This window comes from Nonlabens sp., from assembly GCF_965657255.1.
In the GTDB taxonomy this organism is placed as follows: domain Bacteria; phylum Bacteroidota; class Bacteroidia; order Flavobacteriales; family Flavobacteriaceae; genus Nonlabens.
In genome coordinates, this window is sequence record NZ_CBFHNM010000004.1 from 235,435 (window position 1) to 260,276 (window position 24,842).

The 24,842-nt window shown below is 34.6% G+C and carries 18 protein-coding genes and 1 pseudogene; 9 read left to right on the forward strand and 10 right to left on the reverse strand.

The annotated features are described in order from the left end of the window. Positions 1-111: 111 nt before the first annotated feature. Positions 112-2,790 (reverse strand): DNA gyrase/topoisomerase IV subunit A, encoded by a 2,679-nt coding sequence (locus ACTF54_RS07125; RefSeq protein WP_347197171.1) that lies wholly within the window; start codon positions 2,788-2,790, stop codon positions 112-114. Positions 2,791-2,899: 109 nt separating this feature from the next. Beyond that, on the reverse strand, positions 2,900-4,756 hold the full coding sequence (locus ACTF54_RS07130) for a DNA topoisomerase IV subunit B (protein ID WP_347197172.1): 1,857 nt from the start codon (positions 4,754-4,756) through the stop codon (positions 2,900-2,902). Between the two features lie 658 nt (positions 4,757-5,414). Here ACTF54_RS07130 and ACTF54_RS07135 point away from each other — a divergent pair. From ACTF54_RS07135 to ACTF54_RS07155, 5 genes and pseudogenes are all read left to right on the forward strand, one after another. Then, a complete protein-coding gene (locus ACTF54_RS07135) occupies positions 5,415-5,708 on the forward strand; it encodes a hypothetical protein (RefSeq protein WP_438969043.1) in 294 nt (97 codons plus the stop codon). A gap of 102 nt (positions 5,709-5,810) precedes the next feature. Continuing rightward, positions 5,811-6,041: a hypothetical protein gene (locus ACTF54_RS07140; RefSeq protein ID WP_438969044.1), complete on the forward strand. Its 231-nt coding sequence runs from the start codon at positions 5,811-5,813 to the stop codon at positions 6,039-6,041. 23 nt (positions 6,042-6,064) lie between these two features. Beyond that, positions 6,065-6,202 (forward strand): annotated as a pseudogene (locus ACTF54_RS07145) (zinc metalloprotease); the annotation flags it as partial. Positions 6,203-6,214: 12 nt separating this feature from the next. Next, entirely contained in the window at positions 6,215-6,880 is a 666-nt protein-coding gene (locus ACTF54_RS07150) for a hypothetical protein (protein ID WP_438969045.1), read from the forward strand. Between the two features lie 105 nt (positions 6,881-6,985). Further along, on the forward strand, positions 6,986-7,225 hold the full coding sequence (locus ACTF54_RS07155) for a T9SS type A sorting domain-containing protein (RefSeq protein WP_347197175.1): 240 nt from the start codon (positions 6,986-6,988) through the stop codon (positions 7,223-7,225). Positions 7,226-7,389: 164 nt separating this feature from the next. Here the strand turns inward: ACTF54_RS07155 and ACTF54_RS07160 are convergent, their stop codons facing one another. From ACTF54_RS07160 to ACTF54_RS07190, 7 genes are all read right to left on the reverse strand, one after another. Then, complete coding sequence (locus tag ACTF54_RS07160; protein WP_347197176.1) at positions 7,390-8,742, reverse strand: NAD-dependent succinate-semialdehyde dehydrogenase; 1,353 nt, start codon at positions 8,740-8,742, stop codon at positions 7,390-7,392. A 141-nt stretch (positions 8,743-8,883) separates the two neighbouring features. Then, the gene (locus ACTF54_RS07165) at positions 8,884-10,341 is read right to left on the reverse strand and encodes a BamA/TamA family outer membrane protein (protein WP_438969046.1); all 1,458 of its coding nucleotides are present in this window, start codon (positions 10,339-10,341) and stop codon (positions 8,884-8,886) included. A 261-nt stretch (positions 10,342-10,602) separates the two neighbouring features. Then, positions 10,603-11,556: a phosphoribosylaminoimidazolesuccinocarboxamide synthase gene (locus ACTF54_RS07170; protein WP_347197177.1), complete on the reverse strand. Its 954-nt coding sequence runs from the start codon at positions 11,554-11,556 to the stop codon at positions 10,603-10,605. 522 nt (positions 11,557-12,078) lie between these two features. Beyond that, on the reverse strand, positions 12,079-14,871 hold the full coding sequence (locus ACTF54_RS07175; RefSeq protein ID WP_347197178.1) for a PAS domain S-box protein: 2,793 nt from the start codon (positions 14,869-14,871) through the stop codon (positions 12,079-12,081). A gap of 264 nt (positions 14,872-15,135) precedes the next feature. Further along, on the reverse strand, positions 15,136-17,847 hold the full coding sequence (locus ACTF54_RS07180; protein WP_347197179.1) for a carboxypeptidase regulatory-like domain-containing protein: 2,712 nt from the start codon (positions 17,845-17,847) through the stop codon (positions 15,136-15,138). A 41-nt stretch (positions 17,848-17,888) separates the two neighbouring features. After that, positions 17,889-18,704 carry a GLPGLI family protein gene (locus ACTF54_RS07185; RefSeq protein ID WP_347197180.1) on the reverse strand — a complete coding sequence of 272 codons (816 nt, stop codon included), beginning with the start codon at positions 18,702-18,704 and terminating at the stop codon, positions 17,889-17,891. A gap of 209 nt (positions 18,705-18,913) precedes the next feature. Then, positions 18,914-19,864, reverse strand: a complete 951-nt coding sequence (locus ACTF54_RS07190; protein ID WP_347197181.1) for a PhoH family protein — start codon at positions 19,862-19,864, stop codon at positions 18,914-18,916. Positions 19,865-20,014: 150 nt separating this feature from the next. Between ACTF54_RS07190 and ACTF54_RS07195 the strand changes: the two genes are divergently transcribed. The 4 genes from ACTF54_RS07195 to gldG are packed head-to-tail and all read left to right on the forward strand — an operon-like array spanning position 20,015 to position 23,569. Then, entirely contained in the window at positions 20,015-20,851 is an 837-nt protein-coding gene (locus tag ACTF54_RS07195; protein ID WP_347197182.1) for an SAM hydrolase/SAM-dependent halogenase family protein, read from the forward strand. A 17-nt stretch (positions 20,852-20,868) separates the two neighbouring features. Next, a complete protein-coding gene (locus ACTF54_RS07200) occupies positions 20,869-21,144 on the forward strand; it encodes a putative quinol monooxygenase (RefSeq protein ID WP_347197183.1) in 276 nt (91 codons plus the stop codon). Continuing rightward, complete coding sequence (gldF, locus tag ACTF54_RS07205) at positions 21,141-21,869, forward strand: gliding motility-associated ABC transporter permease subunit GldF (protein WP_438969047.1); 729 nt, start codon at positions 21,141-21,143, stop codon at positions 21,867-21,869. Before ACTF54_RS07200 ends, gldF begins: the two co-directional genes overlap by 4 nt. A 2-nt stretch (positions 21,870-21,871) precedes the next feature. After that, entirely contained in the window at positions 21,872-23,569 is a 1,698-nt protein-coding gene (gene gldG / locus ACTF54_RS07210) for a gliding motility-associated ABC transporter substrate-binding protein GldG (RefSeq protein ID WP_438969048.1), read from the forward strand. A gap of 161 nt (positions 23,570-23,730) precedes the next feature. Here gldG and ychF read toward each other — a convergent pair whose 3' ends face one another. Continuing rightward, entirely contained in the window at positions 23,731-24,825 is a 1,095-nt protein-coding gene (gene ychF, locus ACTF54_RS07215; protein WP_347197186.1) for a redox-regulated ATPase YchF, read from the reverse strand. Positions 24,826-24,842 lie beyond the last annotated feature (17 nt).

Below are 24,842 nucleotides of genomic sequence, written 5' to 3' on the forward strand. Positions count from 1 at the left end.
GGGAAATCTTATTTATAGTTTGTGTTGTTTTCGCTTTCGCAGAAGCGATATTAAAATTAAAAAAGCGATAAATATAAAATTTATCGCTCTTATTGTTTTTGTAATAGTAGTTTAAAATAAACTGGACTGTCCTGTATCGTCAATTTCTGGATCTGGCAAATCTGGGTCTATCTTTTCACTAGTAGCTTTTACTGAATTTAGCGATTCATTATCATTTTTAGTAATGGTTTCTTCATGGTTTACTTCTAAGTCTTGAGCAGGAACTGTTTCTTCAGGTTGATAAGGTAAAGGCTCTAACAGATTGATTTGCTTAATCTTACTCTTAGTAAGCATGTTACCTTGCGCTGTAATGCCTTTTACGGCGATAAATTCTTCTAGTAAAATTTGTTCATTATCTGGCTGTTCTTTGCCACGAGGTTTTACATGAACAAGCTCTGCAACTGGCTTATAGTCTGTGGATATTACTTCAAGATATGATTTTTCATGTTCTGGAACAAAATCCTCTTCACGTTCTTCATTTTCGATTAAAAAACGTTTTACATAAAATAATTCACGTTCTCCATTAAAATAAATTGCCGTAATAGGTTTATTAGGTATCCATTTCTCGAGAACAATCATATCATCATCAAAACGGGCAGTTACTTCTGGTATAATGGTTTTAATAATACCTTTTTGAGTGGCAACTAAAAGGCGGTCTTCACCTCTAAATTCTCCAAGTAATTCTCCTCTTCCATCCACATTAAGTCTTTGCACGGTATCATCAAACCAAATTTTACGTGGCTTTAAAGTTGAAACTCCTTCTTCTTTTAGCTCTACTTTTTTAATGTTGTATTTAGTAACCTGGTTTCCTCTAGAGGTTCTACTCTTGATGAGAATGTCTGAAAAATCAATGTCCCATTTAAGCTTTTTAATGCTTCCTTGCTGGCGCAAATTAACCGTTACAATCTCTGCCTCACCATTAGGATTAGAGCTGAAATAATGTATTTGCGAGCCTTTTTCGGCCTTGCCCATAGGATATTCTCGATCTCTAGTCACACTTGTTACCGCAAATCTTTTGATATAACTAGGTCCTGTTTTACCATCGCGATAAATGACATTATAGATGGTGCGTTTATCTTTTTTCTTAAAAACAGCAACATGTACGATGTTTTTACCAATAAATGTCTTTGCATCTACTTTAGTTACCATCATGGTACCTTCTTTGGTAAAACAAATAATATCATCAATATCAGAAACGTCGCCTACATATTCATCACGTTTTAAAGCAGTTCCTACAAAGCCTTCTTCTCTATTTACATAAAGTTTTGTGTTACGTATTACTACTTTAGAAGCAACTATATCTTCAAAGTTTTTTAATTCTGTTTTACGCTCGCGATCTTTTCCGTAGTCTTTCAATAACTTAGTAAAATAATCAATCGCAAACTGGATCAAGTTTTCTAAGTTATGTTTTAGCTCTGCAATGCGGTCTTCTAGAGCATCAATTTTTTGTTGCGCCTTATCAATATCAAATTTTGAAATACGTTTGATACGTATTTCAGTTAATCTTACGATATCTTCTTCGGTAATGGTTCTTTTTAAATGCTTTATATGAGGTTGTAGCCCTTTATCGATGGCACTTATAACGCCTTCCCAAGTTTCTTCTTCTTCTATATCACGATAGATACGATTCTCGATAAAAATACGCTCAAGAGACGCAAAGTGCCACTGCTCTTCTACCTCGTGTAATAAAATTTCTAACTCTGCTCTTAGTAATTCTACTGTGTGATCTGCACTACGGCGCAACATTTCAGAAACGCCTACAAAAAGAGGTTTGTTATCTTCAATTACACAACCTAACGGTGAAATACTTACCTCACAATTCGTAAATGCATATAATGCATCTATGGTTTTATCAGGTGATAATCCAGATGGCAAATGGATCATGATCTCCACATTTGCTGCTGTATTATCTTCTATTTTCTTGATCTTAATCTTTCCTTTCTCATTAGCTTTGAGAATAGAGTCAATCAATGTACTGGTTGTAGTAGAAAATGGAATCTCTGTAATAACTATCGTACTCTTGTCTGGCGAGTGCATTTTTGCTCGCACTCGCACTTTCCCGCCACGCATTCCATCATTGTAATTAGAAATGTCTGCAGCACCACCAGTTGGAAAATCTGGATATAGCTTGAAACGTTTGCCTTGTAAATGTTTTATAGAAGCTTCAATCAACTCTACAAAATTATGTGGCAATACTTTTGTAGAAAGTCCTACGGCAATACCTTCTGCACCTTGAGCAAGGAGTAAAGGGAATTTGACTGGTAAATTAATAGGTTCTTTACGACGACCATCATAACTGGATTGCCACTCGGTAATTTTTGGGTTAAAGAGAACCTCTAGACCAAATTTTGAAATACGGGCTTCAATATAACGAGAAGCCGCAGCAGGATCACCAGTGAGAATATTACCCCAGTTTCCTTGCATATCGATTAATAAATCCTTCTGGCCTATTTGCACCATAGCGTCACCTATACTGGCATCACCATGAGGATGATACTGCATCGCATGACCAACGATGTTAGCCACTTTATTATAACGCCCATCGTCTAGATCTTTCATAGACTGCATGATACGACGTTGTACTGGTTTAAAACCATCTTCAATCGCAGGTACGGCACGCTCCAGAATTACATAACTCGCATAATCAAGAAACCACTCCTTGTACATTCCTGTAACACGAGTTATGGTTTCTGTTGTTTGCTCCTCAACGCCTTCTCCTAAATTCTCTAATTCTTCGTTTTCTTCACTCATTTGTCAATTGACAGTTGTCGGTTAACGGCTTTCAGTTATCAAATAACTGTTTATTTTGTGTTTGTTCCGCTTTCGCGAAAGCGAGATCATTATAAATTTCAATAAATGTTTACTGTTCTTCAATTACATCCAGTTCCACCTTCAAATTATCGATAATAAATTCCTGTCTGTCTGGAGTGTTTTTTCCCATATAGAATTTCAATAAATCCTCAATGCTCATCCCATCATCTAACATGATAGGATCCAGACGAATATCTTCTCCTATAAAATGAACAAACTCGTCTGGACTGATTTCTCCAAGACCTTTAAATCGAGTTATTTCAGGATTCTTGCCCAGCTCTGCCATAGCATCAGATTTTTCTTCTGGTGTGTAACAGTATCTGGTTTCTTTCTTATTTCTTACTCTAAAAAGTGGTGTTTGAAGAATATATAAATGCCCTTTTTTAATCAATTCTGGAAAGAATTGCAGAAAAAAAGTAATTAATAGAAGACGTATGTGCATTCCATCTACATCGGCATCTGTTGCGATAACGATTTTATTATATCGCAAATCTTCCATGCTGTCCTCGATATTTAGAGCAGCTTGTAAAAGGTTGAATTCTTCGTTTTCATAAACAATTTTCTTGCTCATATTATAAGAATTCAAAGGTTTACCACGTAAGGAAAACACAGCTTGCGTATTTACATTTCTTGATTTAGTAATCGATCCACTAGCAGAATCTCCCTCGGTAATAAATAAAGTACTATCTAGGTTATTATCCTTTTTAGTGTCTCCTAAATGAACACGACAATCACGTAACTTCTTATTATGAAGATTAGATTTTTTGGCACGGTCTCGAGCTAATTTTCGAATCCCTGAAAGTTCTTTACGCTCGCGCTCTGCTTGAATAATCTTCTTTTGAAGCGCTTCTGCAACAGGCGGATTCTTGTGCAAATAATTATCTAATTGCGTTTTTACAAAATCATTGATAAAGGTCCTTACCGTAGGCAGATCACCACCCATTTCTGTAGAACCTAATTTTGTTTTAGTTTGAGATTCAAAAACCGGTTCCATGACCTTAATGGCTATTGCACTTACTATAGATTTGCGTATGTCGCTAGCCTCATAATTTTTTCCGTAAAATTCTCTTATGGTCTTTACAACACTTTCTCTGAAGGCTGCTTGATGCGTTCCACCTTGAGTTGTATTCTGTCCGTTTGCAAAGGAGTGGTATTCCTCACTGTATTGCGTTCTACTGTGAGTCATAGCAATCTCAATATCATCAGATCTTAGATGTATAATAGGGTACAATCTATCCGTATCTGTAATGGTTTCTCCTAAGAGATCCTTTAATCCGTGCTCTGAGAAGAATTTCTCTCCATTAAACATGATGGTAAGACCAGGATTTAAATAAACGTAGTATTTCAACATACGTACTACATACTCAGGTCGGTATTTAAAATTTTTAAAGATATCTGCATCTGGAATAAAGGTGATTTTAGTTCCTTTACGACGCGTGGTTTCTTCTAAAAAATCTTTTCCAGTTAATTCACCACGAGCAAACTCTGCACTAGCACTTTTACTATCTCTTGAAGATTCTACTCTAAAATATGAGGATAAAGCGTTTACTGCCTTGGTTCCTACTCCGTTTAATCCTACCGATTTTTTGAATGCTTTAGAATCATACTTACCACCAGTATTCATTTTTGAAACTACGTCTACCACTTTTCCTAATGGTATCCCACGACCATAATCACGTACAATGACACGTTCACCTTGAATAGAAACTTCAATGGTTTTTCCAGCACCCATAACATACTCATCAATAGAGTTATCAATAACTTCTTTAAGTAAGATATAGATACCATCATCAGAACTAGAACCATCTCCTAGCTTACCGATGTACATTCCAGGACGCATTCTTATGTGTTCTTTCCAGTCTAACGACCGGATATTATCCTCAGTATATTGTGTAGTTCCGTCCATTAAAATAAAATCTGTGCTAAACCGAAATATAACAATTGTAACGTCTTATTTACAATGCTAAAATGTATTTTAATTAACATATTTCAATCTATTTATGTGAATAAATTTAATCCTTTAATAATAAGCTCTTTAAAACTGCTATTGAAGTGTGCTTAACTGCTTTAATAAATAACCAAATTAAATAACCCAAATTCATTTTTTTAGGGAATTAAAAAAGATATTTCACTACTTTTTCATTGTTTTGATTCTTTTAAGATCACCATAACCTAATTTCAAAAGTCATAAAATCTATGAAATACAATAGTTCAAAATAAAAATATTAAACTTTCATTTTCAATAAATCAGGATTTAAAATTTAACAAATGTGTGACTAAAAAGTTATAGTTATGAATTTAACAAATTGATAATAAATCCATTAGCCTACTAAACTTGTATGGTTTAATAATTTAGAATTTTATCTATACTATCTTTAATAAAAAGGAATAAACTCTAATTATTCATTCCACAACTATTTATTCTCGTTACATTATTATCAAGTTCTTCTATTTATAATATCTCAAAGGTTAACTAAATCAGAATGCGATGAAAACAACTTAACAAAAATCATATTGCTCTGTGCTATTCTTTGTTCTACATTTTCTTTTGCACAACAAAGAGAATGTTCGACACACACACAGATTTGCAACTGGCCATGTCACAAGATCCTGAACTTGCGATAAATGTTACTAAAGTAGAACGATACACACTACAAAAAGCAAGCGAGTTACTATTTCAAAAATCTATTAATGGAAGTGTCATCACTATTCCTGTAGTCGTTCATGTTTTATACGCAAATGCAACTCAAAATATAAGTGGGGCTCAAATTCAATCACAAATTGATGTTGTAAATGAAGATTTTAGAAGAACCAATAGCGATGCAGATAATGTATGGTCTAAAACGGAAGTTATGTAGATAGAATTTTGTCTGGCTCAAGTAGACCCTAATGAGAATGCTACCAATGGAATTACTAGAAAAGCATCTAATGTTACTTCTTGGAATACCATACAAAACAGAATGAAAAATAGTGCTACAGGTGGAACAAGTCCATGGGATACCTCTCAATACCTTAACATGTGGACAGTTTCTGCGCTTAATAGTAATGGTCGTGCAGGTATTTTAGGTTACACACAATTTCCTAGTGGTGATCGTGCCACTGATGGTGTTGTTATGGCATACAATTATTTGGCCATACAGGAGCAGTTTCAGCACCATTTAATGTTGGTAGAACCACAACGTATAAAGTAGGGTATTTATTTGGTCTACGTCACATTTGGGGTGATGGACCTTATGATGCAGGTGATTTTGTAAGCGATACTGCAGAGTCTGACGCTTTTAACGGTGGTTGTCAGATTGGTACGGTTTCTTGTGGATCTGTAAATATGGTTCATAATTATATGGATTACTCTAACGATTCCTGTATGAATCTTTTTACTGTAGGCCAAAAAGCAAGGATGAGAGCTAACTTATTAAGTGGCGGATTTCATAATGCATTAGCAAATTCCAATAAATGTACGCCACCATCTGGAGGTGTCGATACTGGATGTAATGGAAATATAAATAATTTCCCATACTCCAATGGATTTGAAAACGGTCTAGGCGGCTGGACACAAGATAATGGAGATTCATTAGACTGGACACGTCAGTCAGGCAGAACGCCTTCTGGTAGCACTGGACCTACAAGAGCTGACCAAGGTTCTTTCTATGTGTATGTAGAAGCTTTTAATCCTAATTTTAATAAAACCGCTATTCTAAATTCTCCATGTCTAGATTTTGCAAATGGTACAACTCCAACAGCGACTTTCAGATATCAAATGACTGGTAATGCGGGAGGAACATTAAGATTACAAGCTAGTACTGGTGGCGCTTATACAACTATTTTTACTCAATCTGGTGATCAAGGTGCTGCTTGGAGAACGGCTAACGTTGACCTATCTGCATATAGTGGTAATGATTTACAATTAAGGTTAGTGGTAAATACCTCAACTTCATGGCAAGGTGATATTGCTATAGATGATTTAAAAATCTCCAATGCATCTGCAGATAAATGTGATGGAATACCAGCTTACAACGTAAATAACAATTAATCAGTAGGAGATCAAGTTGTTTTTCAAAACACATTATTTGAATTAGAACCAGGTGCATGGGCTAATTTAGGAACTTGTGGAACAACAAGAGAATCAGTTGCAAGTGTGGCAAGAATTCCAGCAGAAATTTCTATCAATCCTAATCCAGTAATTGGTGCTGACTTATTTACGACCGCTCGAGGCAAAAATGTAAACTATACCATTTACAACCTTAGTGAACAAACTGTTGCAAAGGGAACAGTAAACGAAAGTGTTATTAATGTAGCTAATCTTAAAGCTAATGTTTATCTCATTCAAATTAATGATGGTGAACAGAAAGTAACCAAAAAGTTTATTAAAAAGTAAAAACCTACCAACCATAAAACAACTAAGCCTGTTACTACAAAGTAACAGGCTTTTTTATGGGATGATTTTAGATGTTCCGCTTTCGCGAAAGTGGAAATGGTAAAAAAACTCTCTACAATTTGATTTGTCTAAAGAAGATGAGTTTCGCTTTCCTTTCAAATTTATTAAGCAATCACAACGGTTTTAATGTTCACAAATTCTCTAATCCCAAAATGTGATAATTCTCTCCCAAAACCAGAGATTCCTGTACCACCAAATGGCAACGCTGGATGACTTGCTACTTTATGATTAATAAAAACGGCGCCATCTTTTATTTGTGATGAAAGTTCTTCCATTCTTTTCAAGTCTTTGGAGAACAAACTTGCGCCCAGTCCAAATTTTGAATTATTGACCAATTGTATTGCTTCTTTTTCTGTTTTAAAAGTAGTTACGGCCATTAAAGGACCAAAAGTTTCGTCTTTAAAAACAGGCATATCAGGAGTCACGTTAGTAAGAATAGTCGGTTCAAAATAGGCTTTATCACGAGTACCGCCATAATGAAGCTCTGCTCCTTTTTCTAGTGATGTATTCATTAAATCTTCCAGTTCTTCAGCGAGATCTTCTCTAGCCATCACACCTATATATGTGTCATCATCTGCAGGATCACCAGAATTTAATGCTTTTACTTTCTCTGTGAATTTTTCTAGAAACTCATCTGCAATAGCTTCATGTAGCAATAATCTTTTACCTGCAATACAGCTTTGTCCGGTATTTTGAAACCTTGCATCTACACATTTTTGAACGGTATCGTCTATATCTACATTTTTAAAAACCACTAATGCATTGTTACCACCTAATTCTAAAACTGATTTTTTAATCTGGCTGGCAGCTGTAGATGCCACTGCAGCACCTGCAGGTTTTGAACCGGTAAGTGTAACCGCCTTTATAATTTTGTTTTCAATTATTGCCTCAACTGCATCACTTTTAATGACTAGATTTTGGAAACATCCTTCTGGAAATCCGGCTTCTTGAAAGATTTTATCGATCAATTCTGCACAACCCATTACACTACTAGCGTGTTTTAAAACACCTACATTTCCTGCCATTAATGCTGGTACGATAAAACGGAACACCTGCCAAAACGGATAATTCCATGGCATTACGGCAAGAATTACACCTAATGGCTCATAGCTTACGTAAGATTTGAAATGATCGGTATCGACATGTTCTTTGGCTAGATATCCTTCAGCTTTATCGGCATAAAAATCACATAGCCAGGCACATTTTTCTAACTCACCACGAGATTGAGAGATGGGTTTTCCCATTTCGGTGGTCATTAATTTTGCGTATTGATCGGTATTTTTTCTTAGCAACTCACCTACCTTACGGATGTGTTGAGAACGATGCTCAAAACTGGTTGTTTTCCAGTCTTCAAAAGCTGTCTGAGCGGTTTCAAGTTTGGTTTTAATTTCTTTTTTGGTCAGCTCTTCGTACGATTGAAGTTCTTTACCGTTATATGGATTTATGGTGGTGATCATGTTTGTTTTTATTTAAAAATACAATAAGAAAAGTAATTGAAAAGAATAGTTTACAATGGTTTAACGCTGTAAAAAACTTATGGTTTATTATTATGAAAGTGTTCTCGCTTTCGCGAAAGCGGAAACAACATCGTTACTTCTTTAAAAAGGATAGCCTATCGCAAAATTGAAAACAGGATTTGCTACATCAAAATTCCAACGCTCATTTTCTGGCAGAGAAGGATCATGCCACGGCGCTGCGAGATCAAATCGAATAACAAAACCTTGAACATCTACACGCATTCCTAATCCTGCACCTATTCCTAGTTCATTATAAAAATTACTACCAAACTCGCCGCCTTCTAATCCATTACCAGCTGTAGTCCACACATTACCAGCATCTACAAACAAGGCGCCTTTAAAGTAACTGTAAATAGGAAAACGGTACTCTATATTTGCCTCTAATCTAACGTTACCAGACTGATCAAAAAAGGAACGGTCGTCTGTATTCTCTGGCGAGTAAGTTCCAGGACCTAATGATCTGGTTCTAAAAGCACGAACACTGTAAGCTCCACCAGAAAAGTACTGCTTACTAAAAGGCAAGACATCACTATTTCCATAAGGCAAACCATAACCAGCAAAAAAACGAGTGGCTATTCTGGATTCGTTACCAAAGAGATAATGAAATCTTAAATCAACATCTGCTTTTGCGTACTGGGCATATTCTAGTCCTAGAAACTCGCTTTGACCTAAGTCATTTTCACTGCTCAATAAACTGATGCTATTTCCTGCTACATCAACCGTACTGTTAACATAGAACAACCCTTTTCTACTTTGACTCAACATTCCATTATAAGTAAATGAATATGTCAGACCTGATATAAATTGCTGTTCAAAACTACTTTCTAAAAAGGCATTATCTTCTTTTATTTGCTCAAACTCAGTCGATGTGTTGAGTAGATTTACATAATCAATAATAGCATTTTTTAAAGTCAATAGCTCTACATCTACTATCATCTGACCCAGATCAATCTCGTTCATTTGAAGGTAGAGTTCTTCAAAATTTGCGCTAGCATCCATTTCATATAATTGATCTTGATAAAGAATATCAAAATTAGTAAGGCTGATCTCTCCTATCTTGATTTGCATAGGATCGCTAGTGGTTGTGGTGTCTGGAGCAGTGGCAAACGCATCCATCAAAAACTGGTAGTTAAAACCACTGGTTGTATCAGCACGTTTTATTTTAGCGGTTAATCCATCCCATTCTACATCGTCTATTTCAAAACCGCTATTATTAATCAGTGGCATGATCGCGATATTTGCCTCAAGGCTTTTTGAATATACTAGGGTGTCATTTTTTGTATCGGCTAGGTAAAGTCCTTCTATTTTTATATCACCATCAAAGGTGATGAAAGCACTCTCTAATTGAACTTCTGTACCAGTTTTGTCCTTTACATAAGAAACTGCATAATCTATAATGATACTTTGTCCCCATGGACTGCGTATAAATAAAAGTAATAGGATTAAAAAAATAAGAATACCCAAAAGCATGCGTGCTATCCTGCGCAACCATCTAAATTTTCTCTTTTTATGGGGTGGATTCTCGTTTTCTTCGTTCAATTTGTATGGTAAGATTTTAATTACTTACTTTCTTTGCAAATTGATATAAAACCAATGAATTAACAGAATTATACTAGGTAAACTTGTGTTAAGATTATATTACCCTTATTCTTATTAATTTCTTAAGATTTTAACGGTTTTTAAGTTGATGTATTTAAAAAGTTCTCAATTACCATCAAATTAGACGATTTAAAAAAAACAATAAAAACTTCTTTCAACAGAAAAAAGTTCTCAATTACGCTCGATCTTACAATTTATAGATTAGTTGTTTTCCATCCATTGCAACACATTTTTTTCAATACGATTCATGATGTCTGAAGTATTTGCTTTTTCAAAAGAGTTTCCTGTGATATTCTCATAGAGTTCTACATATCTATCGCTTACCGATTGTATGTATTCATCGCTCATTTGAGGAACAGTCTGACCTTCTAGACCTTGAAAATTATTTGAAATCAACCACTGGCGTACAAATTCTTTACTCAGTTGTTTTTGTGCTTCACCTCTATCCTGACGTTCTTGATATCCTTCTGCATAGAAATACCTAGAAGAATCTGGTGTGTGGATCTCATCAATTAAGACGATTTTACCATCTTTAGTTTTACCAAATTCATATTTAGTATCTACTAATATTAAACCTCGTTTTGCAGCTAATTCTGTACCACGTTTAAATAATGCTTGTGTATATTTTTCTAGAACTAGATAATCTTCTTCAGAAACGATATTTTTTGCGATGATGTCTTCTCTTGAAATATCTTCATCATGGTCGCCCATTTCTGCTTTAGTAGCTGGTGTGATGAAAGGAGTTGGGAATTTATCGTTTTCCCTCATTCCTTCTGGCATAGAAACACCACATAGCATTCTTCTACCAGCTTTATATTCTCTTGCCGCATGGCCAGACATATAACCACGTATAACCATTTCTACTTTAAACGGCTCACACAAATGACCTATTGCGACATTAGGATCTGGAGTCGCGATTAACCAGTTAGGAACCAAATCTTCTGTTGCTGCCATCATTTGGGTAGCAATTTGATTTAAAATCTGTCCTTTAAAAGGAATTCCCTTAGGCATTACCACATCAAACGCACTTAACCTATCACTAGCGATCATGACTAATAAATCATCATTGATATTGTAAACTTCTCTTACTTTCCCTTTATAAACACTCTTCTGATTAGGGAAATTAAAATTGGTATCTGTAATTGTAGCTGCCATAATTCTAGATTTTGCTTATGCAAATTTCTACAATTAGATCGATTTTAAGGTATTCTTGATTATTTATTTAATGAAGTTATCTACTAGTTGTGAGCAGTGATTATTTGGATTCTCGCTTTCGCAAAAGCGTAATCATTAAAAGTATTCTGTCCTTAAAGGTTCTCTTTGAGTAGAATAACTTCAAATAATTTATTCTACATCTAAAATCTTAAAAGAACCTGGAGCACTTATTAAATTACTAGTACCATATTTAACTACACTACTACAGGAGCTGCTGATTAAATAGCGTTTAAAGACTTTTTGTGGTTGTTTAAAAAATCATCAAATGAACTAATTAGTCTACTGGGTAATAATTTTAGTGTTTAAATTGGTTATTTTTAAAATATTAAAATCCTTAGACCTTAATAACGATTATAGATAAAGAAACAATTTCCTGTTGTAACAGGATATCAAGCTTTAAGTTTTAAGAAACAGTACTTTTCCTATTATCATAATACCGAATATGATACCATACGCCACGTGTTATCTTTCCAAATAATTTTTTAATTTCATAAATGTGATCACTTTATCAACTGGTTTTGTAATAATATCATTGCAACCAGCAGCAAAGGCTCTCTTTTTATCTTTAGTTAAGCTATATGCTGTTAACGCTATAATAGGCAAATTTGGAAAATCCTCACGAATTGTACTGGTTGCCTCAAAACCATCCATTACTGGCATTTTCAAATCCATAAGGATCATATCAATATCTGGATTAGCTTTTAACGCTTCAACTGCTTGTAACCCATTTGTAGCTTCAATTATAGTACAACTAGAAGGTTTTAGTATATTAATTATCATTTTTAATCCTATGGTGTCATCTTCAGCAATCAGCACTTTACTGCCAGAAAAATCAGGCATGATAAAAATGTCAGAATTTTTGTTAGACTCTATGGTTTTATTTTCAGAGAATTTTATGGGGAAAGAATATGAAAACTCTGAACCAAAGTCTGGCACTGACTTTACTTTAATTTTGCCGCCCATCGCTGTGGCTATTTTTTGTGAGATGGCTAATCCTATTCCTACGCCACCATATTCTCGAGTATGAGAATCATCCACCTGTCTAAAAAAATCAAAGATTATATCGATTTTATTTTCAGGAATACCTATTCCTGTGTCCTTAATATTAAGAGATAAATACGAATTTTGCTCCAGTGTGAGAGATAGAGCGATACGTCCTTTTTCCGTATACTTGACCGCATTTTTTATAATATTGGTCATCACCTGCATTACTTTGGGCTTATCAGTAATAATCCTTTTTGTAGCAAGGGTACTATCAAACCTATAATCTAACTGGATACTTTCATTTTTATCAGATTCAAATAATATTTCCTGTAACTGATTTTTTAATTCAAGATAAATATCACGGATTAAAACTTCTTGCTGGCGTATTTTGATGGTAGACTGTTCTACCATTGCAAGGTCAAAGATATCTTCAATAATATTGAGTAAGTTAGAACCACTTTGATTTATCAATTTTGAAAACTCCATTATGGATTCATCATCTGTCATATCAGGTATCAAATTGCTAAATCCAATAACATGATTAAGCGGTGTGCGCAGTTCATGACTCATTGTGGCTAGAAACGCTAATTTTAAACGGTCACTTTCTTCAGCTTTTTCTTTAGCTTGAATTAATTCGCGTTTATTTTTAACACTTTCTGTAATGTCGCTGGCAATAGTAAGGTTGTATTTACTATCAAGTATTTGAATGATAGAAGAGGAAAGAAGAACATTTAAAGGTTTACCGTGTTTAGTGTAAATTACGGTTTCCATATTTTGAAGAGAACCTTTTTCTTTGAGTTCTGTTTCTATTTTATCTTTAATATTCTTTTCCATTTTAAGCAGCGTGTAAGCTTGCTTACCTATTACTTCATCAGGAGAAAATCCTAGTTTAGAATAAAACGCAGAGTTAACTTCCAGACATTCTCCAGTGTCCAGATTACTTAATCCTGTTATTTCAGGACTATTGTGGAATATTTTTGAGAATTTTTCTTCTGATAATTTTAACTCAGAGATATCCTTACTTATTACAAAAACTGCTGGCTTTCCATCCCATAAACCTTTTTTTGCGGTGGTTTCTACCAGTATTCTTTTTCCATTATTTGCTATAATAGGCATCGGAGATTTTTTTCTCTCGTTATCCAGTATTTCACCTATTACCGTTGCTGCATCTTTTTCTTCTTTTGAAGGATGGAGTAATAGAACGGACTTTCCGACTACATCATCTTCTTCATAGCCTAGTGTATCTATGACTTGTTGATTTACCTTAATGATTTCTGCCTGGTCATTTAAAATGACTACAAAATCAGAATTTAAATCAAAGTAATTGCGTAAGTTTTTAAAACTATTCGTCAATTCTTCTTCATTCAATTTTCTGATAATGGCATTAGAAAGAATATCTGCCAGCAGATAAAGCATTTGACTATCCTGCTGAGTCCAAAAAACAGTGCTCATTACATTATCAAATCCTACAAAACCAATTAATTTTGATCCTGAATGTACCGGTAGGACGAGTAAAGATTTAATGTTTTGGCTTTCTAATATTTCTTGCTCTGCTTTTGCTTCAATGGGCATTTGAGAAACATCAGAAATATTAATGATCTCTTTTTTATAAAGCTTATCCATCCACCAGGGAAAAATACTCAAGGGTAGATTTTGCAACTCATCTTTTTCTGCTGATACTCCTTCAGCACACCACTCATGTGTGTTGCTCATGGTTTCTTTTTTAGCATCAATCATGAATAAATAAACTCTTGATGCTTCTACAAAAGAGCATAGTTTTTCAAATACACTAATTATGGAATCGTCTATGTTAGAAGAGTTAACAAAATCAGATGAGATTTCTCTTATTAGCTTTTCTTGTTTAAGTTTATGATAAAGTTGTAATTCGGCTTGTTTCTGTTCATCAATTTCTTGATGAATACCTGACATCATCAAGGGATTACCGTCCACAGTCCACTGGCTCACTTTACCAGTATCAAGCACCCAAACCCAATTCCCATTTTTATGAAGCATTCTTACCTCACAACTATATCTTTTAGTTTTTCCTTCAAAATGTGCATTTAGCAATTCTTTTGATTTCAGAAGGTCATCTGGATGAATTAAACTTACCCAAGTATCTATGCTGACAGGAGATAACTCTGCAACAGTGTAACCAACTATTGTGGCCCATCTATCATTGATTTTTGTTTCGCCCGTTAAGATATTCCACTGCCACGTGCCCAAATTTGCATTTTCAACTATTTGAGATAGTTCCTCAATTTCATCTATCATAAAAGACTGTTATTTTTGGATTTACAAAAATAATAATTCTATTTCAACATCATTTTAAATAGCTAAATAACTTATCAATAGAGCTAATATAACCAAAGTGTCTTTTTACTGACTACAACCTCTCAAAAGTTTAGTTGATATAATAACCCATATAAAAGATCAACACATTTTTGAAAAGGTGACTTCTTTGATGAAAATCTATAAAATCGATCTATACAGGTTTAAATATACCGCTTTCGCGAAAGCGAGTACAAAACCATCATCTTATAAACTATACACTGCTCTAAAAGTTATAAAACGCGGTTGTATAAAAGTCTCTGAAGTGAAAACAGAAATGTTGTTAGCACTGTTTCTTACTTGAGAACTGATATCTAACAAGTTAGTGGCGTTGATCTCGTATTCCCATTTTGCATCGCGACCTTTTCTATAAGAGAGTCTTGCATCCCAAGTTTGAAAAGACTGTGTTTGCCCACCACCTACTTCTTGTCTTGTGTAAGAATAATTAGATCTAAAGGTGATAGCTTTAAATATATAAGCGTCCACATCAATAGATGGAGATGTCGTTATGAACTGTGTTTTACGACCACCTTGATTATTATCGGTTACGCTGTAACGATAGCTTAAGGTCACATTAGGTGCCACTTTAAAATTAGTTCTTATACTCGGTGTGTAAGATTGCGTAAAACCTTCATTAACAGATTGCTGCTCCTGAATGAATTGATTAATTTTACTATAATTAATTCCTGCTCTCAAACTCGCTCTTATTTTACCAAAAGTACGTTGTACTCTTCCAGAGAGACTTGCGTTCTCGTCAGCAAAGTTAGAGTTGAAAAAGGTACTGGTTCTAATAACATTATCAAAACTAGTCAAACTTCTAATTTGATCAATATTACTAGAGTATGCTGCTCTAGCAAAAACATTAGTGTAATTAAATAAATTGAAACTAGAGTAAATCAAATTCACATTGTGCGATAATGCATTTTGTAAATCTGGTGCTCCAAACTGAATGCTGTTCAAATTGTTCAACACGAGACCTTGAGCCAGTCTGGTAACGTCAGTAAATTGATTGCGTATTTCATATCTAAGGGTAAGAGATTCACTTTTCTTAAACTGGATACGTGTTTCAAAGTCTGGTAGGATCCTAAGAAAATTGTCTTCAAAAGTTTCACCAAATTGTACATTTTTATTTCCATAAGCATGAACAGAGAAACCTGGTGTGATAGTAAATTTTCCAGTTTTTAAACGGTAATGAGCACCTATATAAATATCTGAAAAATTGTATTGTGTATCGTTTGTTGCAAGGCCATCATTTATAGTTGGTGTAGGATTAAAAGTAGATCCATTCTCTAAAAATTGAAAAATATTTGAATTAAAGTTTTGAGTACTTAAAATGGTTCCCAAAGTGATATTGATATTACTACGCGGATTCAAAATATGGAAATAATCTAATTTTGCATCTAACTGGTTGGACTCTATTCTTCTATTCTGACCTATATTATATTGAGCTAAATTTTGAAGACCTAATTCATCTGCAGTATTATCAAAAGCATCTGGTCCATTAGGATCATTTCCTAAAATAGCGTTGTAAAAGGGATCTTCATTTTTAAGCAAATGCTGTGCTTCTAATGAGAAAATATTATTCTCGTCCAGTGTGTAGTAGTAATTAAGGTTTTGATTGATACTATAAGGTGTTACCTCTTCAATTTGATTGGTAGTGCCTATTACAGAAGAAAATAAATTTTGTCTTTGCTTATCATTTGAAATGCGACCTAGGATATCATAATCTAATTGGTTATTAAAATTAGGCTGATAAGAAGCGCTTAATTTAACTAAGGCTTGATTAGATCTTTCATTATTATTTTGTTCTGTTGCTTCATCTGGAATATTAAGATCTTCATTAGTATATCTAACAAAGCTCGTTTCTCTAGATGCGATCTCACTACTATTAATAATAGCAAAGCCACTTAAGTCTAAAGACGGATTAACCGCGTAACTAAAATTTGCAGATGCCAATTGACTCTCAATTTCAACGGCATTATTTTGATTGGTCAAAAAGTTTAAACTATTGTCACCTAAGTTAATGCTGGTACCACTACTTCTACTAGGTGATCTAAAACCACCGCCAAAGTTTCTTATATCTCTTCTTGTTAAAGCAACTTCACCTGTATTATTTAAATCTCCTATAAAATTGATACTATACTTAGGAGTATAGTAAAACAATTTAGGTTGTAATACATACAATTCGTTATCTGGTGAGATTCCTGCACCTACGGTGATATCGCCAAACCAAAAATTCTCCTTTCCTTCTTTTAATTTGATATTAAGCGCTACATTATCTTGATTATTAGTTACACCACGCAACTGGTTTACCTCAGAATAATTGCGCAATACTTGAATCTTATCTACCGCTTTTGATGGGATATTTTTAGTCCCCAATTTAGTATCGCCATCAAAAAAGTCCTTACCATTAACCATAAGTTTGTTTACCACCTTTCCTTCTACCTCGACCTGACCGTCTTCATTTATCTCGACTCCTGGTAAATTCTTTAAAACATCTTCCAGCTTGCGCTCTGATCCATTTTTAAAAGAATCTGCATTATAGGTAACTGTATCTCCTTTTATGGTAACTGGCATTTCATAGACCAATTCTATAGCGTCCAAGGTATTTTCTGGCATTAAGGAAAAGTTTTTTGTAATATCCTCTTCTTTAACTGCAATGGACTCTTCTAACGTTTTCATTGCTATATAACTTACCTGTATTTTATAAGTGATATTTTTTTTTAGGGTAAGAGAAAATTTACCTTGCTCATTAGTGCTTCCATAAGATTCTAAGGCATTTGTTGACTGATTAAAGGCAACAACACTTGCTAGTTCTAATGGTTGTTTTAAGCTATCAGTTACAACTCCTTGAAGTTTAATTTGGGCAAAGGAAAGATTTGCTGCTACAAATAGCAGTATTAATAATAATTTTTTCATGATATGGGTAGATTGGGAAGAAGTTAAATAGTAGGTTTTGTTTAACCTCTTCTTCTACCTCTATTATTTCTCATTTCAGTCATTTTACTGACAATAGTAGCTTTGTAATCTGTTTTATTAATTTCTTTTCCTTTATCAGGTGCTTCTATTTGTACTTTCTCCTGTGGATTCATAACGATTTTGGTACATAACATAGTCGTCTGTCCTGCGCTCACCTCTAAAATAAGTCCTGGTAGACCCCAATACTCTGCAGGACCATGACTTACAGGAATTTGTAACGTATACCATGCTTCTACTAGTGTCATAGGAACTTCTGGCTCTTCACCTTCTTTAGTTTCTTGGTCTCTTAATTCGCTCCAATCAAAATTATACCAAGAAAGGCTGGATGTAGGAATGGTAGCCATTGCCTTAAAACAAGTATATTTCCCTATTTGTTTAGTTTCTGTGCCTGTTTTCCAATCGATTGCTAATAACTCATCCTTTACGAGGAATTTTTTACCATAAAACTCTTGGCTTTGTTTCAATTCATTTTTTTTCACATTTTTATACTGATCACCTGCGGTAAAATTATTACCCCAAGAATCAGTTGCACCAGACATGGCATCTAACTTTTCTTTTTCCTCAAATGTAGATTCTGTTTTATTAAAATTTAGGGTATAAGTTTTTTCTAATCTATTTTTAAGTCTGGCATAAGCTGCTTTTTTTTGGGCTTCTGAAAAACGAGCTCCCCAATTTCCTAAGTCCATTCTGGTTTTTGAAATGTAAGTTGCTTGACCTTGAAACTCTTGTGTTTCAGTTTCAACCGGTAAGAATAAAAAAGATGCAATAACACCACAAAGAAGGATAAAAGTTTTCATAAGGTATAGAACGAGTTAAAATTGTTCAACTAAATTATTCAAACTCTAAACATAAAAAAGCTAATTTTTAAAACATTAACATAGATCACACAAAATTGTAGATAATGGTTACATGAAAACGGTTGTTAATCGTTTTTCATCAACTAAATAATAAAATCTTGTACAAGTTCCGCTTTCGCGAAAGCGAAATTGCAAAAAGTACAAAAGTTCTAATTCCTGTTTTCTATATCTTTATATGCAGCGATTACTTTCTTCACAAGTCTATGTCTTACCACATCATTATCATCTAAGTGCATGATACCTACGCCATCCACATCTTTGAGAATCAATAGTGCTTCTTTAAGACCAGAAATGACACGACGCGGTAAATCGATCTGTCCTGGATCACCAGTGATAAAGAATTTGGCATCTTTTCCCATACGCGTTAAGAACATCTTCATTTGTGCGTGTGTAGTGTTTTGAGATTCGTCTAGAATCACATAGGCTTGATCAAGGGTTCTACCTCTCATAAAAGCAAGTGGTGCAATTTGAATCGTTCCTTTCTCTATATATGTAGCAAGACGTTCTGCAGGTATCATATCTCTTAATGCATCATAAATAGGTTGCATATAAGGATCTAATTTTTCTTTAAGGTCTCCAGGAAGAAAACCTAGGTTCTCTCCTGCTTCTACCGCTGGACGAGTTATTATAATACGTTTAATGCGTTTTTCTTTCAATGCTTTTACTGCCAAGGCAACACCTATATAGGTTTTACCAGTTCCAGCTGGTCCGACTGCAAAAACCATATCGTTTTTTCTAGCCAGTTCCACGAGCTTGCGCTGGTTGGGCGTTTTAGGTCGAATCAACATTCCTGAATTACCATGAACAAGTACATCTTCATTTCCTTTGCCCATGTCTGCATGGCTGCTCTCGCTAGTTAGCAAACGTTCCATTACATTTTCATCCATCTTATTGTATTTACCAAAATGGGTTAAAAGCATCTGTATGCGTTTATCAAATTCTCCCAATTGCTCTTCATCACCATATACTTTCATAGTACTACCGCGAGCTACTATTTTAAGTTTAGGATAATGAGATTTTAAGAAAGCTAAGTTGACATTTTTAACTCCAAAAAATTCTCTTGGATTGGATTCTGAGAGGTCAATGATAAGTTCGTTCAAAAGCGGTAAATTAAGTAAGTAATTGAGTGTTTAATTTTATAATTTTGTGTATCGATGATAGACGACTTGAAAGTAGTAAAAAATGTATCGTGAAGTAGGTTTTTACCTCATAATTTAACCCTAATTTAATTAACAATTTTAAAAAGTCTTATGCCCATTATTACTCTTACTACCGATTTTGGCTGGAAAGATCCTTATGTAGGAGCGGTAAAGGGCGCGATCTATAAAGAGTTGGAACAAATCAACATTGTTGATATATCTCACGAGGTAAGTCCTTTTAATATTGCAGAGGCAGCTTACATCATTAGAAATGCTTATCACTCTTTTCCTGACGGCACGATTCACATTATAGGTGTCGATGCAGAGCATACTCCAGAAAATATTCATATTGCCGTATTACTTAATAATCATTATTTTATTTGTGCAGATAATGGTGTACTGGCTCTTATTATGAACAAACTGCGTCCTGAAAAACTGGTGGAAATTAATATTCATGATCGCATATCTTCTAATTTTACAACTCTAGATGCTTTTGTAAAAACCGCTTGTCATATAGCACGTGGTGGAACACTAGAGATTATAGGTAAACCTATTACTCGCATTAGAGCAATTTCTGGCATGACACCTAAAATTTCTGACAATAAAAATGTAATTCACGGTCAGGTCATTTATATAGACAACTATGGTAATTCTGTAGCAAACGTAACAGAAGAGATTTTTGAAACGATAGGAAAAGGAAGGGAATTTGAAATTTCTGCTCGCAATGAGCGTTTTAATAAGGTTTTTAAACGATACAGTGATATCATTAACTTTGATGATGAAGAAAATAAAAGAGACGTAGACGGTAAAGGTCTCGTTTTATTCAATAGTGCAGGCTATTTAGAGCTAGCAACGTATAAATCAAATCCGCTAACGGTGGGCAGTGCGAGTACTTTGTTTGGACTACAAATCAATGCGCCTGTAATTATAACATTTGAAGAATCATGATTGTAAGAATAGTTAATATGCATTTTAAAGAAACTGCCGTAGGTAAGTTTCAAAATATGTTTGATGCTTATAAAGAACAAATAAGAAACCAACCTGGATGTAGTTTTCTAGAACTGTATCAAGATATCGATGACGAGCAGCGTTTCTACACCTATAGTTACTGGGAAGATGAAGAAGCACTAAATAAATACAGAAATAGTACGTTATTTTCTGAAGTATGGCCGCAAACCAAAGCGATGTTTGACGAAAAACCTCAAGCTAACTCAGTTGCAAAAATTCACAGCCTTTTATGAAAGCTATTTTCCTCAAAGAACTTACTGGCTTCTTTTCTAGCCTGACCGGTTATTTAGTGATCGGTATTTTCTTAATCATTAGCAGTCTATTTGTTTTTGCATTTAAAGGAGAGTACAATGTTCTCAATTATGGTTTTGCAGATTTGACACCATTTTTTTTAATCATCCCATGGTTATTTATGTTTTTAATCCCTGCGGTAACCATGCGCAGCTTTACAATAGAACGCAATCTTGGAACATTGGAAATGCTTTTCACACGACCTATTTCCATCAGGAAATTAATTGCTGGTAAATATCTAGCTGCTTTAGTTTTAATAATTATCGCTTTGATCCCTACACTTATTTATGTTTATAGCATCGGTCAATTGGGTGAAACGACCAATAACCTAGATTATGGAAGTACTTTTGGTAGTTATCTAGGAGCAGTTTTACTGGCTATAAGTTATACAGCGATAGGTGTTTTTAGTTCTACGGTCACTTCTAATCAAATCGTTGCTTTTTTGATTGCAGCAGTTCTTTGTTTTATTATTTATTTCGGTTTTGATGGTCTTTCTAGTTATTTGTCAGACAATGACCTTCTTGCTTCATTTGGCTTAAAGTATCATTATGAAAGCATGGCAAGAGGTGTTATTGACACTCGTGATGTGATCTATTTTCTTAGTGTCGCTGTTTTCTTTTTCGCTTTAAGCGAAATTTCACTAAAATCCATCTTCTCAAAACGATAACTATGAAGAAAACCTATACAGGCATTATCGTTATCATCATCGCATTGATACTGATCAATTATGGATCTAGTAAAATATTTGAGCGTTTTGATCTTACCAAAGACAGCCGTTATACAGTAAGTGAAGAAACTGAAAACCTATTAAAACAAGCTTACCAACCTATTGTAATCGATGTTTTTCTAGATGGAGAACTTCCTGGAGAATTTAGAAAGCTTAAATTAGAAACCGGCCAATTTCTAGAAGAACTAGCTGCCATTCATCCTAATTTAAAATACGACTTTCTTAACCCTATTGAAGACGCATCACCACAAGAAATAGAACAAATTACAGCACAGCTAGCTAATAACGGTGTAAAAGGTGCCGTCGCTACGATTCAAGAAGGAGGAAAAAGTAGTAATGTTACTATATTTCCATACGCACTGATTTTGTATGATGGAAAAACTACTGCAGTGCCATTGCTAAAAACAGTTGCCCGTGCAACGACTGAAGAACGTGTTAATTCTAGTATCCAGCAACTAGAATATCAATTTGCAGATGGATTGCGTAAAGCTTCTATAGAAAAGACTAAGACTGTCGCTTTTCTAAGAGATAGCAACTCTTTACCAGATGTGCAAATGGGAAGTTTCATCACCAGCATAAATGAATACTACAACACTAGAAGATTTGGTATTGAATTTTTGAATACTAACGATACCATCCAGCCACAAGAAGTTCTCGATGTATTGAATAAATTTGATCTGGTCATTGATCCAAAACCAACAGCACCATACAGCGAAACAAAAAAATATTTAATGGACCAGTACTTGATGCAAGGTGGTAAATTGCTTCTTGCTGTAGATCCTATCGTAATGGAAAATGACAGTCTTGCTAATGAAGAACGCAAAGCATATCCATTACCTAGAAAGCTTAATCTGGATGAGATGCTTTTTAAATATGGATTAAGGTTAAATAATGGATTAGTTAAAGATATGAACCACGCACCTATTGCCTTAGCAACTGGACAAGGTCGTAATACTCAGTATGAGGCTTTTGCATGGCCGTACTTCCCTATTTCAAAGTCTACTCAAGACACTAGCGCTACTGCTCAATTCATTACTAAGAACCTAGAAGATGTCAAATTTGAATATACAGGAACTATTGATACCTTAAAAAATGGTGTGAAGAAAACTATTTTATTGAGTACATCTCAAAAGACACAGGTGATGACTTTGCCTGCGGTAGTCTCTTTTAATGAAATAGGACAAGAAATTAACCCAGATTTCTACAATAAATCCAACTTACCACTAGCCGTTCTCGCAGAAGGCTCTTTTACCAGCGCATACAAAAATCGTGTGAAGCCAGTCAACTTAAAAAGTAATATCGATCAAGGTAAGAATAGCGCAGCCATAGTTCTGATAGCAGATGGTGATGTACTTAAAAATCAAGTTCTTAAAGGAGAAGCCCAAGATCTAGGTTTTGACATAAGAACTGGCCAACTTTATGGTAACAAGGAATTCCTTATGAACACCGTAAATTACTTACTAGATGATACTGGATTGATCAAACTGCGCAACAAGAATATTCAAGTTCCTTTTCTTGATTCTAAAAAAATAACAGATGAAAAGTTCAAGTGGCAGTTTATCAATGTGGTATTGCCACTATTATTAGTTGCCGGATTTGGTTTTGTATTTATGTGGTTGAGGAAGAAGAAGTATGCTTAAAGCTACAACAATCCTCAATTACTAAAAAGTGCCAAATTAATACTGTCCTTTAAAGAATAAAAAACAAAAGCTCCCTTTTCAAAATGAAAAAGGAGCTTTTTTATACTAATCAGTGAGCAAAGCGAACGAGCAAATCCTCATCCCACATACCTCATACCCAATTACACATTAAACAAGAAATGCATCACATCTCCATCTTGTACGATATACTCTTTACCTTCTACTTTTAGTTTACCAGCTTCTTTTACTTTTGCTTCAGAACCAAATTCTACGTAAGTATCGTATTTGATAACCTCTGCACGTATAAAACCTTTCTCAAAATCGGTATGGATAACTCCTGCCGCTTGTGGCGCAGTAGATCCTTTATTAATAGTCCATGCTCTTACTTCTTTTACACCAGCAGTAAAGTAAGTTTGCTGATTCAATAGCTGGTAAGCACTGCGTATCAATTTTGCACTACCAGGCTCTTCAAGTCCCATATCTGCAAGAAACTCTTTGCGCTCTTCATAATCTTCTAGTTCTGTAATATCTGCTTCTGTTCCTACAGCTAGTACAAGAACCTCAGCATTTTCATCTTTTACAGCTTCTTTTACTTGATCCACATATTTATTTCCAGAAACCGCTGCATCATCATCAACATTACATAAATACATTACTGGCTTATCTGTGATGAACTGTAACGGTTTTACAAATTCTGCTCTAGCCTCATCGCTCAACTCTACTGCGCGAACTGAAATACCAGATTCCAGCGCATCTTTTATCTTCAATAACGTTTCTTCTTCTTTAATCGCTTCTTTGTTTCCTGTTCTAGCGGCTCTTTTTACTTTTTCAAGCTTCTTGTCTACGGTCTCAAGATCCTTCAATTGAAGCTCGATATCAATCGTTTCTTTATCACGTATTGGGTTGACATTGCCATCTACATGAACAATATTCTCGTTATCAAAACAACGCAATACATGAATAATAGCGTCGGTCTCACGTATGTTTCCTAAAAACTGATTTCCTAATCCTTCTCCTTTACTAGCTCCTTTAACAAGACCTGCTATATCAACAATTTCAACCGTTGCTGGGATCACTCGCTCTGGATTTACCAGTTCTTCTAATTTTTTAATACGTGGATCTGGCACATTAACCACACCTACGTTAGGTTCTATGGTACAAAAAGGAAAGTTAGCACTTTGCGCTTTTGCATTTGATAAACAGTTAAAAAGAGTTGATTTACCTACATTAGGTAGTCCTACGATTCCAGCTTTCATGTGTAATAGTGTTTGTT